Origin of the sequence: Comamonas odontotermitis, assembly GCF_020080045.1 — a bacterium.
GTDB lineage: Bacteria > Pseudomonadota > Gammaproteobacteria > Burkholderiales > Burkholderiaceae_C > Comamonas > Comamonas odontotermitis.
Genome location: NZ_CP083451.1, coordinates 887,770 through 900,620 on the forward strand (window position 1 = coordinate 887,770; position 12,851 = coordinate 900,620).

General features: G+C 63.6%; 11 protein-coding genes. 4 read left to right on the forward strand and 7 right to left on the reverse strand.

Features of this window, described 5'->3' with window-relative positions:
• Nucleotides 1-2: 2 nt before the first annotated feature.
• From LAD35_RS04130 to ftsY, 3 genes are all read right to left on the reverse strand, one after another.
• Nucleotides 3-782 carry a DeoR/GlpR family DNA-binding transcription regulator gene (locus LAD35_RS04130; protein WP_224151449.1) on the reverse strand — a complete coding sequence of 260 codons (780 nt, stop codon included), beginning with the start codon at nt 780-782 and terminating at the stop codon, nt 3-5.
• 139 nt (nt 783-921) lie between these two features.
• Nucleotides 922-4,095, reverse strand: coding sequence for a metallophosphoesterase family protein (locus LAD35_RS04135; protein WP_224151450.1), 3,174 nt, complete (start codon nt 4,093-4,095; stop codon nt 922-924).
• Nucleotides 4,096-4,354: 259 nt separating this feature from the next.
• Nucleotides 4,355-5,536, reverse strand: a complete 1,182-nt coding sequence (gene ftsY / locus LAD35_RS04140; RefSeq protein ID WP_224151451.1) for a signal recognition particle-docking protein FtsY — start codon at nt 5,534-5,536, stop codon at nt 4,355-4,357.
• 28 nt (nt 5,537-5,564) lie between these two features.
• On the opposite strand from ftsY, the gene LAD35_RS04145 reads away from it, so the two are divergent.
• From LAD35_RS04145 to coaD, 4 genes are all read left to right on the forward strand, one after another.
• Nucleotides 5,565-7,010 (forward strand): M16 family metallopeptidase, encoded by a 1,446-nt coding sequence (locus LAD35_RS04145; RefSeq protein ID WP_224151452.1) that lies wholly within the window; start codon nt 5,565-5,567, stop codon nt 7,008-7,010.
• 201 nt (nt 7,011-7,211) lie between these two features.
• Nucleotides 7,212-8,618 (forward strand): M16 family metallopeptidase, encoded by a 1,407-nt coding sequence (locus LAD35_RS04150; RefSeq protein ID WP_224151453.1) that lies wholly within the window; start codon nt 7,212-7,214, stop codon nt 8,616-8,618.
• Nucleotides 8,618-9,307, forward strand: a complete 690-nt coding sequence (gene rsmD, locus LAD35_RS04155) for a 16S rRNA (guanine(966)-N(2))-methyltransferase RsmD (protein WP_224151454.1) — start codon at nt 8,618-8,620, stop codon at nt 9,305-9,307. Before LAD35_RS04150 ends, rsmD begins: the two co-directional genes overlap by 1 nt.
• Nucleotides 9,308-9,439: 132 nt before the next feature.
• Nucleotides 9,440-9,946 carry a pantetheine-phosphate adenylyltransferase gene (gene coaD, locus LAD35_RS04160; RefSeq protein WP_224151455.1) on the forward strand — a complete coding sequence of 169 codons (507 nt, stop codon included), beginning with the start codon at nt 9,440-9,442 and terminating at the stop codon, nt 9,944-9,946.
• A 59-nt stretch (nt 9,947-10,005) separates the two neighbouring features.
• Here the strand turns inward: coaD and LAD35_RS04165 are convergent, their stop codons facing one another.
• The 4 genes from LAD35_RS04165 to LAD35_RS04180 form a co-directional block, all read right to left on the reverse strand.
• Nucleotides 10,006-10,737 (reverse strand): alpha/beta fold hydrolase, encoded by a 732-nt coding sequence (locus tag LAD35_RS04165; RefSeq protein ID WP_224151456.1) that lies wholly within the window; start codon nt 10,735-10,737, stop codon nt 10,006-10,008.
• A complete protein-coding gene (locus LAD35_RS04170) occupies nt 10,734-11,894 on the reverse strand; it encodes a zinc-binding metallopeptidase family protein (RefSeq protein WP_224151457.1) in 1,161 nt (386 codons plus the stop codon). The genes LAD35_RS04165 and LAD35_RS04170 overlap by 4 nt, the downstream gene beginning before the upstream one ends.
• A gap of 127 nt (nt 11,895-12,021) precedes the next feature.
• Complete coding sequence (locus tag LAD35_RS04175) at nt 12,022-12,342, reverse strand: BON domain-containing protein (protein WP_224151458.1); 321 nt, start codon at nt 12,340-12,342, stop codon at nt 12,022-12,024.
• Nucleotides 12,343-12,441: 99 nt separating this feature from the next.
• Nucleotides 12,442-12,828 carry a hypothetical protein gene (locus LAD35_RS04180; RefSeq protein WP_224151459.1) on the reverse strand — a complete coding sequence of 129 codons (387 nt, stop codon included), beginning with the start codon at nt 12,826-12,828 and terminating at the stop codon, nt 12,442-12,444.
• Nucleotides 12,829-12,851: the final 23 nt, after the last annotated feature.

Here is a 12,851-nt window from a genome sequence, read left to right on the forward strand (position 1 = left end):
GCTCACACCTCCACCACCTGCACGCCCTGTGCACGCAGGGCAGCCAAGGCCGCCGCATTGGGTGCCGATGCATTGGTCACCAGGGTTTGACTTTCGGGCGTGGCGGCCACGGCATAGCGCCCACGCACGCCGATCTTGCTGTCGTCGGCCAGCACGCAGAAGGCGGATGACTGGGCCACCATGGCAGTGGCAAGGCTGGCTTCGTGTTCGTTGGCAAAGGTCACACCGTCCTGCGCACTGATGCCGACCGGCGAGACCATGGCCACATCCGCCCGGTAGCGGCGTATTTCGTTGAGGGTGACTTCGCCATAGGTGCTGGGGATTTCCGGGTTGGTGTCGCCCCCCAGCAGAATCACCCGTCTGCCCTTGCCGTACCCGCCATTGGGCAGCGAAGGCGCCAGCTTGAGTGCCACAGTGATCGAATTGGTGACGACTACCAAGTGAGAGAGCAGGCTCAGTTCTTCGGCAAGGATGGCCGTGGTGGTGCCGGCGTCGATGAACACCATCTGCCCCGGCTGCAGACGCTTGACGGCTGCCTTGGCAATGGCGCGTTTCTCGGCCACGCGCATGGCCTGGCGCTGCACAAAGGGCGGCTCCTGCTGGGTGACCCCGGCCACGCCACCATGCACGCGCCGCACCAGACCCATGGATTCGAGGGCCAGCAGATCCTGCCGAACGGTTTCACGCGATACCTGCATGTCCTGAATCAAGTGTTCGGTACTCAGCCGACCTGCAGCGCTCAGCAGCGATTGGATTCTGGTAAATCTGTCTTCTTGCAGCATGGGAGACGACCCTCAGAGGTGGCAACTGGCGCCGATTCTGCGCCCGGGTGATTGTAAAAAAAAGTGGCCCATCAGGGCCACGGTAGCACGGATAGAAAGGCAGAGGCAGCCAGCGCAGTGCGCTGGCTGTGCATGCCGGTCAGCGTTTGCGGCGCTGGCGCCAGCCTGCGGCCCCTGCCAGCAGGGCAGATGCGAGCAGCAGGGCCACAGGGTGGCCTACCGGCACAGGGGTGGGCTGGCCTGTTCCGGGGTTGGGATCAGGATCGACGGCTGCAGGTGTGGCTACCAGCACCGGATCAAGAATCGCGCCGTTGGTCTTGCCATCCTCATCCAGCGCGCCACCGTCGGTGATGGTGTAGCTCACGGCATTGCCGGAGATGCTCGCCTGGCCCGTGATATCGGTGGCCACAGGCTTGCCGTCTGCGCCTGTGCTCACCTTCATCACGCGGCTGTCGGCAGGCAGGTCTTTGGGCAGGGTGAGCTTGATCTGGGCACTGAAGCCCTGCTGGTTGCAGTCAGCGATGGCAAAGGACACCAGGCCGGAGGCCGCCTGCAGGTTGCGCGGCAGCAGGCCTGCGGGCACGGCGGCGGTGCTGGATTGGGTGCTCTGGCAAGTGGCGGAAGCCTGTACCTGCAAACCAACGGCGGGCTGGCCGCCTGCGGAGCCGGGGAGTTGTACGTTGATCAGGTCCTTGACCGGTGGCTCGGGCTCTGGTGCCGGGTTGCCAAGCTCGAAGGATCCGGCAGCGCTCCAGTCCGACCAGTTCAGGTGCTCGTCGCGTACGCGAACGCGCCAGTACCAGCGCTCGTCGGTGCCCAGCTTCAGCACTTCGGGTGCCTTGCCGCCAAAGGGGTCGAAGGCCGAACCTTTGCTGCCATCGCCTTGCAACAGGCGTGCAAAGCACTGTCGACCGCCCTGGCGATCCGGCCCGATATCGCCGTTGTCGTCCCATTTGTAGGCACAGCTCCAGCGGTCAAGCAGGCTGTTGCCGCCGGCAACCACGGCGGTCATGACCTTGGCGCGCGAGGTGGCAGCGCCCACGTTCGGGTACACGCGCTTGGGGTTGGCCAGCAACTGGCCCAGGGCCAGGGTCGAGATGTCCGCGCCGTTCTGGGTGTTGGTGCGCACACCGTTGATATAGCTCCAGTTTTCGCGGCGCGTGTCGTTGCCCCACACGTCGTACACCGGCTGCGCCTTGCCAAACTGTGAGTCTTTGGACAACTGCCATTGGGCTTCGTACACACCGGAAACGCCGGCGGTGTTGTAGGACAGCTGGACCGATGCCGGATCGACCTTGCCCAGCTTGGCCTGCGCCAGTTGCGGCGCCACAGCCCACTTTTCGCTGGTGATGGAGATGGCGTCGTCGGGGGTGGTGCTGGTGGTCGACGCACCCAGGTCATAGCGCTTCCACGCCAGTGCGGGCGCCGCACCGCCAAAGCGCGCTTCAAGCGTGCCGTAGCCGAAGGTGAGCTTGGTGTTGGCGATGACATCGAGGTCGCTGTCGTCTTCCTGCCTGGCGCTTTCCAGGTTGCCACTGCCTGACGCGACGTTCAGCCACAGGTGGCGACTGTCCATCGAGTTGCCGCGTTCATAGAAATGCACATGGCCGTTGAGGTTGACGGTGATGGCGCCGGTGCTGCGGCCATAGTCTTCCATCTGCGAGATGAAATCGCAGGCCGCCATGACCTCGCCCTGGCGCCATTTCTCGCTCAGGCAAGGGTGGTGGTTGAGCAGCACCATGTAGGGCTTCCTGTCCTGGCGGGTCTTCTGCATCAGGCCGGTGAACCAATCCAGGTGCTCGCGCATGTAGTCGGCGCGGAACAGGCCGCGGCCGTTGTCGTAGCTGTTCCAGCCGCCGGTGTTGTGCATGGCCGACGCCGGGTTGAAGTCGCTGCCCACGATGCGCATGCCCAGATAGTCGAGCGAATACCAGTGCAGCGGGTGCCTGGTCGATCCATTGGTCGGCATGCGGTTGAAGTACTTGCGGTAGGTCTTTGCCCAGTTCTTCTCGGCGCCTTCGCTGGCCTGCTCGTTGGCAAAATACTCGTGGTTGCCGGGGGCGGGAATCAGCGGTACGTAGGCGGAGATGGCGCTGAGCGGGCCGAAGAACTGGCTGGCCCATTGGCTGCGGGTTCCGCCCGAGTTGACCAGATCGCCCGGCACCATGAAGCCGGCCACGGTCTGTGCGCACTGCGCGGCAACGCCTGTGCAATCGTTGTTGATCACGCTCTGGGTGATGTTCTTGAAGCGGTTGGCCAGGCCGTCCTGGGTGTCGGAGACGACGGCAAACTTGGCGCTGGTGACGCCATCGCCTTCCTTGGGCCAGGTCTTGAACTGGAACGGCCCTGCCAATTTGGGCGCTGCGCTGGTGCCGGTCACCACGGCGTATTCATACAGCGTGTTCGACTGCAGCCCCTGCAGATCGGCAAAAAAGATGCTGTTGTCGGCAAAATCTCCTACCGGATTGATGGCGGGCACCAATGTGTACGGGCCCGTGCTGCCGGCCTTGCGCAGCCAGACGGTGGGGGCGGGTTCGGTGGTTTCCAACATCACCGCCATGCGGTCGGGGCCCGGGTTCTGCAGGGTGGGGCCGACGCTCAGCGTGGGCCTGGCTGCTGTATCGGGCAGCTTGGCAGGGTCGAAAGGCGCGGGGGGCGCGCTGGTGTCTTCGTCCAGCAGCACATCGTCCACGGCCCAGTACCAGTTGTTGGCGGTGCTGCGGTAGTTCCAGCTGATCTTTGCGGTAGTGGCATCGGCAGGCACGGTCAGCGTTTTTTGAAAGGCCTGGTTCAGCGTATCGGCGGTCAGGGCAAAAGTCTGGGCGATGCCCTTGTCGAAGCTGACGACCACGTCGGCGGTCTGCGGCGCCTGGCCCTGGCGGTAGTGGGTGTTGAAGCTCAGCTGGTACTTCTTGCCAGCAGCCACGTTGACGGCAGGGGTCTCCAGCGTTGCGCTGTAGACCTTGGCTGCCCGCAAGCCGTCTGACTCGATCAGCGCAATGCCGTTCGATCCCAGGGCGAAATCACCACGTTTGGTGGTGGCGTTGGTGGTTTTCTGGGCGACCCAGGTGCTCTTGTTCAGAAATTTCCAGCCCAGCCAGGTGGCAGAGCCCGTGGTCACCTCCACCGGGCCTTCCGATCCATCGCTGTAGTAGGTGCGCGCCGTCCAGCCTGCGGGTGGGGTGGAACCGACCGTATTGTCGACGGCCGCCGCGTCGAAGTTCTGGGACAGCGTGGGTGCTGCCTGTGCGCCGCCCAGGCTGGCAATGGCCCAGAGCCCGCCGGTACACAGTAATTGCCATCTTGATTTCATGCATCCTCCTGCCCGCAGGCATTGTTTTGGGAACCAATTGGCTTTTGCCAAGAAAGTACAAAAAATAGCAAATTTGCATGAAATTACAATGACAAGGTGCCACGGAAATGCGCTTGCATGGAGCAATGGTGAGCGCCTGCTTTCAGTGCCCTCTGCGATTGGGGCGGCTGCGCTTGGTTCGCGTGTCGGCACGGCTTTGCATGCGGCAACGAAAAAGCCCCGCAGTGCGGGGCTTGGATGTTCGGTGTCTGCCGTGTATTCAGGTCAGCAGGGCCTGGGCAAATTCCTTGGCGCTGAAGGTTTCCAGGTCTTCGACCTTTTCGCCCACGCCGATGAAGTACACGGGAATGGGGCGTTCCTGCGCAATGGCGGCCAGCACGCCGCCCTTGGCGGTGCCGTCGAGCTTGGTCACGATCAGGCCCGTCAGTTGCAGGGCGTCGTCAAACGCCCGCACCTGGTTGAGCGCGTTCTGGCCGGTATTGCCGTCGATCACCAGCAGCACCTCGTGCGGCGCCGTGCCATCGGCCTTGCTCACCACGCGCTTGATCTTCTTGAGCTCTTCCATCAGGTGCAGTTGTGTGGGCAGGCGGCCTGCGGTGTCGACCAGCACCACATCCTTGTTGCGCGCCTTGCCGGCGGTCACTGCGTCAAAGCTGACGGCTGCCGGGTCGCCGCCTTCCTGGCTGATGATTTCGACCGTGTTACGCGTGGCCCAGACGCCCAACTGCTCGCGCGCGGCGGCGCGGAAGGTGTCGGCCGCCGCCAGCAGCACGCTCTGCCCTGCATCGGCCAGGTGCTTGGTCAGCTTGCCGATGGATGTGGTCTTGCCCGCGCCATTGACGCCTGCGACCATGATGACCGTGGGGCTGTGCTCGCCAATGACCAACGGCTTTTCCAGCGGTGCCAGAAGATCGGCCAGTGCATCAGCCAGCAGCCCCTTGACGGCTGCGGGATCGGTGGTCTTGCTGTCCTTGACGCGCTGTTTCAGATCGTCCAGCAGGTGTTGCGTGGCCTTGACGCCGGTATCGGCCATCAGCAAGGCCTCTTCCAGCTCCTCGTACAGCTGCTCGTCGATCTTGGTGCCGGTAAAGACGGTGGCAATGCTCGAACCCGTCTTGCGCAGGCCGCTTTTGAGCCGGTTCATCCAGCTGCCACGGTCGCTCGCAGGTTCGGGTGCTATAGTGATAGGAGCTATTGGCGCTTGCTGGACGGGCGCTGATGGCGTATTTTGCTCTAAGACCGTAGGTGCCTCGGCCTTGCCGCCCATGCCCAGGGCATTGCGCAGCCAGCCGGGCTTGGCTGGTTCTGCCGCAGGGGGAGATACTGGCAGGGGCGCAGGTGCGGGCGTGGGTGCCGGGGTGGGCTCGGCAACGGGCGCTGCATCAGCTGTGGCAGGTGCTGCGTCGGCAGCAGGAGATTTTTTCTTGAAAAAACTGAACATTGTTGGCTACGTAGAATCAGCCTATTCTATGAAACGTTCCTTCACTTTGCTGGCCGTGATGGCCTCCTTGGGCAGCGGGGCATCGCTCGCGCTGGCCACGTCGCCGCCTCCGGTGCCCGTGATCACCCAGAACGCCGCCGGTGCGCAGCAGTTCACCCTCTCCAACGGCATGACGCTGATCGTGCAGCCGGACAAGCGCGCGCCGACGGCCGTGCACATGGTCTGGGTGCGTGTGGGCAGCATGGACGAGGTCGATGGCCGCTCGGGTCTCGCCCACGTGCTGGAGCACATGATGTTCAAGGGCACGCCCACGGTGCCGCCGGGAGATTTCTCGCGCAAGGTGGCGGCGCTGGGCGGGCAGGAAAATGCCTTCACCAACCGCGACTACACCGGTTACTACCAGCAGATTCCGGCTGGCAAGCTCGAAGACGTGATGCGCCTCGAATCCGACCGGTTTGCCCATAACCAGTGGCCCGACAGCGAATTCAAGAAAGAGATCGAAGTCATCAAGGAAGAGCGCCGCATGCGCACCGATGACAACCCGCGCTCCAGCCTGATGGAGCAGCTCAACGCCGCCACCTGGCAGGCATCGCCCTACCACCGCCCCGTGGTGGGCTGGATGGGTGACCTCGATTCGATGCAACCCGATGACGCCCGTGATTTCCACAAGGCCTGGTATGTGCCGGAGAACGCGGCGGTTGTGATCGCAGGCGATGTGGATGTCGAAAAAGTGCGCCAGCTGGCCGAAAAATACTACGGCAGCATCCCCAAGCAGGCCCTGCCAGAGCGCAAGCCCCGCCCCGAGCCACTGCAAAAAGGCATGCGCCGGGTCGATTTCAAGGCGCCCGCCGAGCAGGCCTATGTGCTGATGAGCTTCAAGGTGCCCGATCTGCGCAATATCGTGGCGCCCCAGGCAAGCGACAAGGATGCGATGGCGCTGCTGATGCTGTCGTCGGTGCTGAGTGGCTACGACGGCGCGCGTCTCGACCGCCGCCTGACGCAAGGCCCGGCGCGTGTGGCGGATGCCGCCTTCAGCGGCGCGAGCGTGGTGGCGCGCGGGCCGTCCACCTTCATGCTGGGTGGTGTGCCATCGCAGGGCAAGACTGCCAAGGAGGTGGAAGATGCGCTGCGCGCCGAAGTGGCGCGCGTGGCCAAGGAAGGCGTAAGCGAGGCCGAGCTGGCGCGCGTGCGCACGCAATGGCAGGCATCGACCGTGTATGAGCGCGACTCCGTGTTCGGCCAGGCCAATGACCTGGGCTCGAACTGGGTCCTGGGCCTGCCGCTCGACACCAATGACCGCCTACTCGCCCTGCTCAAGACGGTGACCCCCGCGCAGGTCAAGGATGTGGCGGCGCGTTACTTTGGCGACGACCAGATGACCGTGGCCACCTTGCTGCCCCAGCCCTTGACCGATGCCGACCGCGCTGCCCAGAAGCGCAGCGCCGGGCAAGGCAAGGATGGTGCGGTGCACTGACCGGGAACGATGGAACATGGCTTGCGCAAGCCGCGATCGGACAGCATGCTTCTCCAAAGGAGCAGCCTCGCAGATCGCAGTTGGTGCAGTTACTACTGAATTGATAGCGTATGGCGTGCACCAGTTGTGCGCCTCAGGCTCAAAGCAATGATATTTTGCCGTGCATGCCCTGGCAGCACGGCTCTGGCAGGTGAGAAACCCATGCACAAAGCTTTTTACAAAACTCTGATCGGCGGCGCCGTTGCGCTGCTGGCTTCGCACTCCGCCTGGGCACTGCTGCCCATCGAGCACTGGACGCAGGACAGCGGTGCCCAGGTCTGGCTGGTGAACAGCCCGACGATCCCGATGGTGGATGTGCAGATCAATTTTGACGCGGGCAGCCGCCGCGACCCAGCCGCCCAGGCAGGCCTGGCCAGTGCAGCCGCCATGATGGTAGCCAAGGGCGTGAAGGCTGATGGTGCCCAGCCCGCGCTGGACGAAAATGCCGTCGGTGAAGCATGGGCAGACCTGGGCGCCACCTTCGAAGCTGCGGCCAGCAACGATGCGCTGAGTTTTTCGCTGCGCTCGCTGACGGATACCAGCCTGCTGGGCAAGGCGGCAGACATGGCGGCACGCCAGATGGCCCAGCCCAGCTATGACGAGACCGTCTGGCAACGCGAACGCGAACGCTGGAATGCATCGATCAAGGAAGGCAACACGCGCCCGCCCGTGGTGGCGGCACGCGCCTTTGGCAAGGCCGTGTTTGGCTCGCACCCCTACGGCCAGCGCGCAACGGAAGCAACCCTCACCCAGATCGACCCTACTGCCATGCGCCAGTACCTGGCACGCTCGGTGGATGCCTGCCGCGCCAAGGTGACCCTGGTGGGTGCGCTTGACAAGGCGCAGGCCGATGCGCTCGTCAAGCGCCTGCTGGCCAAGATGCCTGCAACGCCTCGGGCGCAGTGCGCGCCGCCTCCTGTGGTTCCCGCTGTGCAGCCCCTGGCCAAGGCGGAGGAAATCCAGATTGCATTCGATTCAGCCCAGGCGCAGGTGCTGATCGGGCAGCCCGGCATCCGCCGTGCGGACCCCGATTTTCTGGCCGTGATGCTGGGCAACCAGATTCTGGGCGGCGGCGGTTTTGCATCGCGCCTGATGGAAGAGGTGCGCGAAAAGCGTGGCCTGGTCTATGGCGTGTATTCCACCTTCAACCCGGGGCTGGATGCTGGCGCCTTCCAGATCGGCCTGCAAACCCGGCCCGACCAGGCTGCCCAGGCGCTGGAGGTAACGCGCGAAGTGCTGGCCACCTACATTGCCGAGGGGCCGACCGACAAGGAACTGCGCGACGCCAAGGACAACCTCATCGGCGGCTTTGCGCTGCGCGTGGACAGCAATGCCAAGCTGCTGGGCAACGTCACCAACATTGCTTGGAACGGACTGCCACTCGATTACCTGGACCACTGGACCGACCGTGTCGAGGCCCTGAGCAAGGATGATGTGCGCAAGGCCATGGCTCGCATGGTGCAACCGGACAAGGAAGTGACCGTGGTGCTCGGAGCCAAAGCCGGTACCAAGACAGAAGCCAAGGCAGAAGCAGCTGCCGCAGGCGTGCAGCCAGGAGCCAAGCAGTAATGGGACGCAGCACCATCAAGGACGAGCGCAGCCTGCGTGCGCTGCAGGCGTTGGCCAGCCAACCTGCCGCCGCCACTGCAGCGCCTGGCAGCAAAGCCTCGGGCGCAAGCCGCTCGGCGCGCGTGGCTGCGTCGGCAGCGGGCGAGATACGCATCATCGGCGGCCAGTGGCGCCGCACCAAGCTGGCCGTGCTGACCAAGCCCGATCTGCGGCCTACGCCTGATCGCGTGCGCGAGACGCTCTTCAACTGGCTGGGGCAGGATCTGGCGGGCTGGCGCTGCCTGGACGCCTTTGCCGGTACCGGCGCGCTGGGGCTGGAGGCCGCATCGCGCGGCGCGGTACAGGTGCGCATGGTCGAATCCGATCTGCAGCTGGCTGCGCAGCTCAAGCAACTGGTGCAGAAGCTGGGCGCTACGACGGTCGAGGTGTCGCGTGGAGATGCGCTGGCGGCCTTGCAATCGGGCAGCGGCCGCTGGGATGTGATCTTTCTCGATCCGCCGTTCTCCGGCGCCTTGTTCGAGCCCGCGCTCAAAGCCGCGCACCAGGCGCTGGCCGAGGAAGGTTTTGTCTACCTGGAGGCCCCCGAAGCCTGGAGCGACGAGCGCCTGGCACCGCTGGGGTTCATGCTGCAGCGCAGTATGAAGGCGGGTGCAGTGCATGCTCACTTGCTGCGAAAGCGCATGCTGTAGCCTGACTGATGGGCATTCGCCTGCGTGACAGCTTTGCCGCGCAGAACTTGAGCGAACGCCAAAATCGTTTATGCTGCGCTGCAATGCACCGGGTGGCCCGGTGCCGCTTTGCAGTGACAGCAGGAGACAAGCATGACCCTGGCCATCTACCCCGGCACTTTTGATCCCATGACCCTGGGCCACGAAGATGTGGTGCGCCGCGCCTACCAGTTGTTTGGCAACGTGATCGTGGCGGTGGCCGAAGGCCACCACAAGAAAACCATGTTCTCCCTCAAGGAGCGGTTGGAGATGGCGCGCGAGGCGGTCAAGCACTATCCCAGCGTGCAGGTAGCCAGTTATTCGGGCCTGCTGCGCGACTTTGTGGTGGCCAACGGCGGCAATGCCATCGTGCGCGGCCTGCGCGCCGTGACGGACTTCGACTACGAGTTCCAGCTGGCAGGCATGAACCGCTCGCTGATGCCCGATGTGGAGGCGGTGTTTCTGACGCCAAGCACGCGCTACCAGTTCATCAGCAGCACCTTTGTGCGGGAGATTGCGATGCTCAGCGGTGAAGTGGATAAATTCGTCTCGCCTTATGTGGCCGAGCAACTGCTGCGCAAGGTGGCGCAGCGCAAGGCAGAAGAGCAGGAGCCGCGCTGATTTTTTGCGGTTGATTCCGTCGCTCTTGCCGCTTTCTGGCAGCGACGCGGCGCCAGTATCTATTGCGTTTTTCCCACCCCGTAGTGCTGTGCGAGCCACTGCGTGATGCTGGCGCCCACGGCCTGCGGATGCTCCATGGTCAGCATGTGGCCGCAGCGGCCGACCCACTGCAGCTGGGCGTGCGGCACCAGGTCGGCAATTTCCTGCGCGCATTCGGGGGGCGTCAACTGGTCGCTGTCGCCACACAATAGCAGCACGGGGCAGGCGCATTGGGGCAGATGCAGGCGTGCATCGGGGCGCTCGGTGATGGCGCGGTTCTGGCGGGCCAACTGCGCACCGCCTGCGCCAAGCACCATGTCCAGATAGGCGCGTACCAGGGCTGGATCGGCTGCGCTGTCGGCATGGAATGCCATGGCAACGTTGGCGCGAATGAGGTCTTCAAAATCTCCAGCCTCGAACATTTCGATGGCGCTTTCGCGCAGCGCACGCATTTCGGCGCTTTCGGGCCGGGCATTGGTGCCGCACAGCACCAGTCCTGCAATGCGGTCTGGCGCTTGCCGCAATGCTTCCATGGCAATGATGCCGCCCATTGACGCACCACACAGCACCAGCTGCCCCGGATTGCCTGCCAGCAGGCGGGCGGCCATGGCTTCGATGCTGCGCTCCGCCGGGTCCATATGGGGCAAGCTGATGGTGACCTGTATGCCACGCGGCAGATGTGCCGCTACCGGCAGCCACAGCCGCTCATCGCAGCCCAGGCCCGGAACCAGAACGAGGCTGGGTTGGTTCATGGCGCCTGCAGCGGAGGGGAGATGGGTGACAGCACGCCTGCTCCTGAGGCGTGGAGCGGGTGCGGGCGGCGCACCAGTTCATGTACGTAGCGTAGCTTGAGCAGCGCCCCTCCGGAGAGGGCGAAAGGGTATGCATCAAGCTGGCCCAGGCTGCGGTTGAGGCTGTTGAGCAGCAGGGTCACCGGCACCCACTGGGCCACCATGGTTTCAAACGAGGGCGGGGGTTGCGAAAACGGGTCTTCCACCTGTACGGCAGGAGGGGCAGCGGTTTCAGGCACGCACAGCTGCGTGCTGTAGCTGGCTGCGGTCTCCAGCAGATCAACCAGATGCAGATAGTGCGCCCAGGATTCTGCCCAATCTTCCCACGGGTGGGCGCTGGCATAGGCGCTGGCGAAATGCGGGCTCCACTGCGCATAGCTGGGTGGGTTGGCGTAGTAGTTTTGCAGCGCTTGATGGTAGTCCTGCCGTTCGTCGCCAAACAACTGGCGAAAGCTCTCCAGCTCGCCCCCATCGCGCACCAGCTTGTCCCAGAAGAAGTGCCCGGATTCATGCCGCAGGTGACCGAGCAGGGTGCGGTAGGGTTCGTGCAAGGCCACCCTGCGGCGCACACGTTCGTCATCATCCGCTTCAGCGATATTGATCGTGATCAAGCCACTGGCATGGCCGGTGATGACGGGCGACCCAGGCACATCGGCCAGAAACTGGTAATGCGGCGACCAGCCAGGCTCCTGCGGATGCAGGCCCAGCCGTGCCAGCGTGTAGTACAACTGGCGCTTGGCAGCTTCCAGTTTGCGCCAGCGCAGGGTATTGCCATCCACCGACAGATCGGGCAGCACCAGCGTCTGCCGGCAGGCACTGCACAGGGCGTGCGGATCTTCGGCCGGAATCGCGAAGTTGCAGGCCTGGTACTGCAGACGGTTGGCGCACATGCGGTAGTGCTGGGTCTTCTCGGGCACTCCAGGCTGGGCCGTGGCTGGGGCGGCCAGGTTGCGATAGCGCTGGTAAGGGCCGGTCGTGGCATCTGCTGCTGAATCCACCTGCAAGGCTGCGACGGTATTGCTGTCGGGCAGATAGGCCAGTACTGCGCCGCAATGCACGCATTGCTCGCTTTCAAAAAAAACAAGGTGACCGCATTGGTCGCAATGAAACATGCGCATGGATCAAGCTTAACCGAGATGGCCCATGACACCAAGGGAATGCGGGGGTGAGGTGTGGCACGGAGCTGCACCCAGGCGGCAATAAAAAAACAGGCCCGAGGGCCTGTTTCTTGAAGGTGATGACCGCTTATTGCTTGACGATCAGGCTGTTGCGCACTTCGGTCACGCCCTTGACGGAGCGGGCCAGTTCGCCTGCGCGATCCTTTTCAGCTTGCGACTTGGCAAAGCCGGACAGTTGCACGATGCCGCCGTCGATGGTCTTGACGTTGATGCTGGAGGCCGAGGTGCCTGCATCATTGGCCAGCTTGGCCTTCACGGCGGTGGTTACGGCCGATCCGTCGATGTACTCACCCACGGTTTCCTGCTTGCGGGCTACGGAGCAGCCAGTAGCCATGACCACGGTTGCACCAGCCAGAGCGGCGATAGCGATAGCACGGGACAGATTCATACGATTTCCTCGGTTAGATAGGTGCTTTGACAATCAATCGGCATGTGCACCCTTTGTAATTCAGTGCCGACAGATAACTTGACAGGCGCGGAGCAGGGCTCAGTCGCGGCGGCGGGTTGCCATGATGACCAGGGTTGCCAGCGCAGCGCCTGCAGCCATGGCGATGGCCATCGACTTGCCGGGCTGATCCGAGACATACTCATTGGCGCGCTCTTGCGCACGGTAGAACTGTTCGCGGGCACGGTGGGAGGTGTCGGCAGCATGGCGAATGCCACGTTCGGCGAAATGCTGGGCGCGGGACGCAATGTTGTCGATGGAGTGGCGCTTTTCATTGCCGAACTCATCAATGGCGCGCTCTGCCTTGTGTGCAGCCGAATGAACCGCCTTGCGGGTGGAGTGCACTGCGCTTTCTGCACCGTCCAACACGTCATTGGCAACGTCGTGTGCTTTGTCTACGGCTTCCTGTGCAATTTTCTCAGTACTCATGTGAGCCCCTTTCTTTGTATTCA

Coding starts and splice junctions, on each gene's coding strand:
- LAD35_RS04130 (WP_224151449.1), bottom strand. CDS start 782: ATGCTGCAAGAAGACAGATTTACCAGAATCCAATCGCTGCTGAGCGCT.
- LAD35_RS04135 (WP_224151450.1), bottom strand. CDS start 4,095: ATGAAATCAAGATGGCAATTACTGTGTACCGGCGGGCTCTGGGCCATT.
- ftsY (WP_224151451.1), bottom strand. CDS start 5,536: ATGTTCAGTTTTTTCAAGAAAAAATCTCCTGCTGCCGACGCAGCACCT.
- LAD35_RS04145 (WP_224151452.1), top strand. CDS start 5,565: ATGAAACGTTCCTTCACTTTGCTGGCCGTGATGGCCTCCTTGGGCAGC.
- LAD35_RS04150 (WP_224151453.1), top strand. CDS start 7,212: ATGCACAAAGCTTTTTACAAAACTCTGATCGGCGGCGCCGTTGCGCTG.
- rsmD (WP_224151454.1), top strand. CDS start 8,618: ATGGGACGCAGCACCATCAAGGACGAGCGCAGCCTGCGTGCGCTGCAG.
- coaD (WP_224151455.1), top strand. CDS start 9,440: ATGACCCTGGCCATCTACCCCGGCACTTTTGATCCCATGACCCTGGGC.
- LAD35_RS04165 (WP_224151456.1), bottom strand. CDS start 10,737: ATGAACCAACCCAGCCTCGTTCTGGTTCCGGGCCTGGGCTGCGATGAG.
- LAD35_RS04170 (WP_224151457.1), bottom strand. CDS start 11,894: ATGCGCATGTTTCATTGCGACCAATGCGGTCACCTTGTTTTTTTTGAA.
- LAD35_RS04175 (WP_224151458.1), bottom strand. CDS start 12,342: ATGAATCTGTCCCGTGCTATCGCTATCGCCGCTCTGGCTGGTGCAACC.
- LAD35_RS04180 (WP_224151459.1), bottom strand. CDS start 12,828: ATGAGTACTGAGAAAATTGCACAGGAAGCCGTAGACAAAGCACACGAC.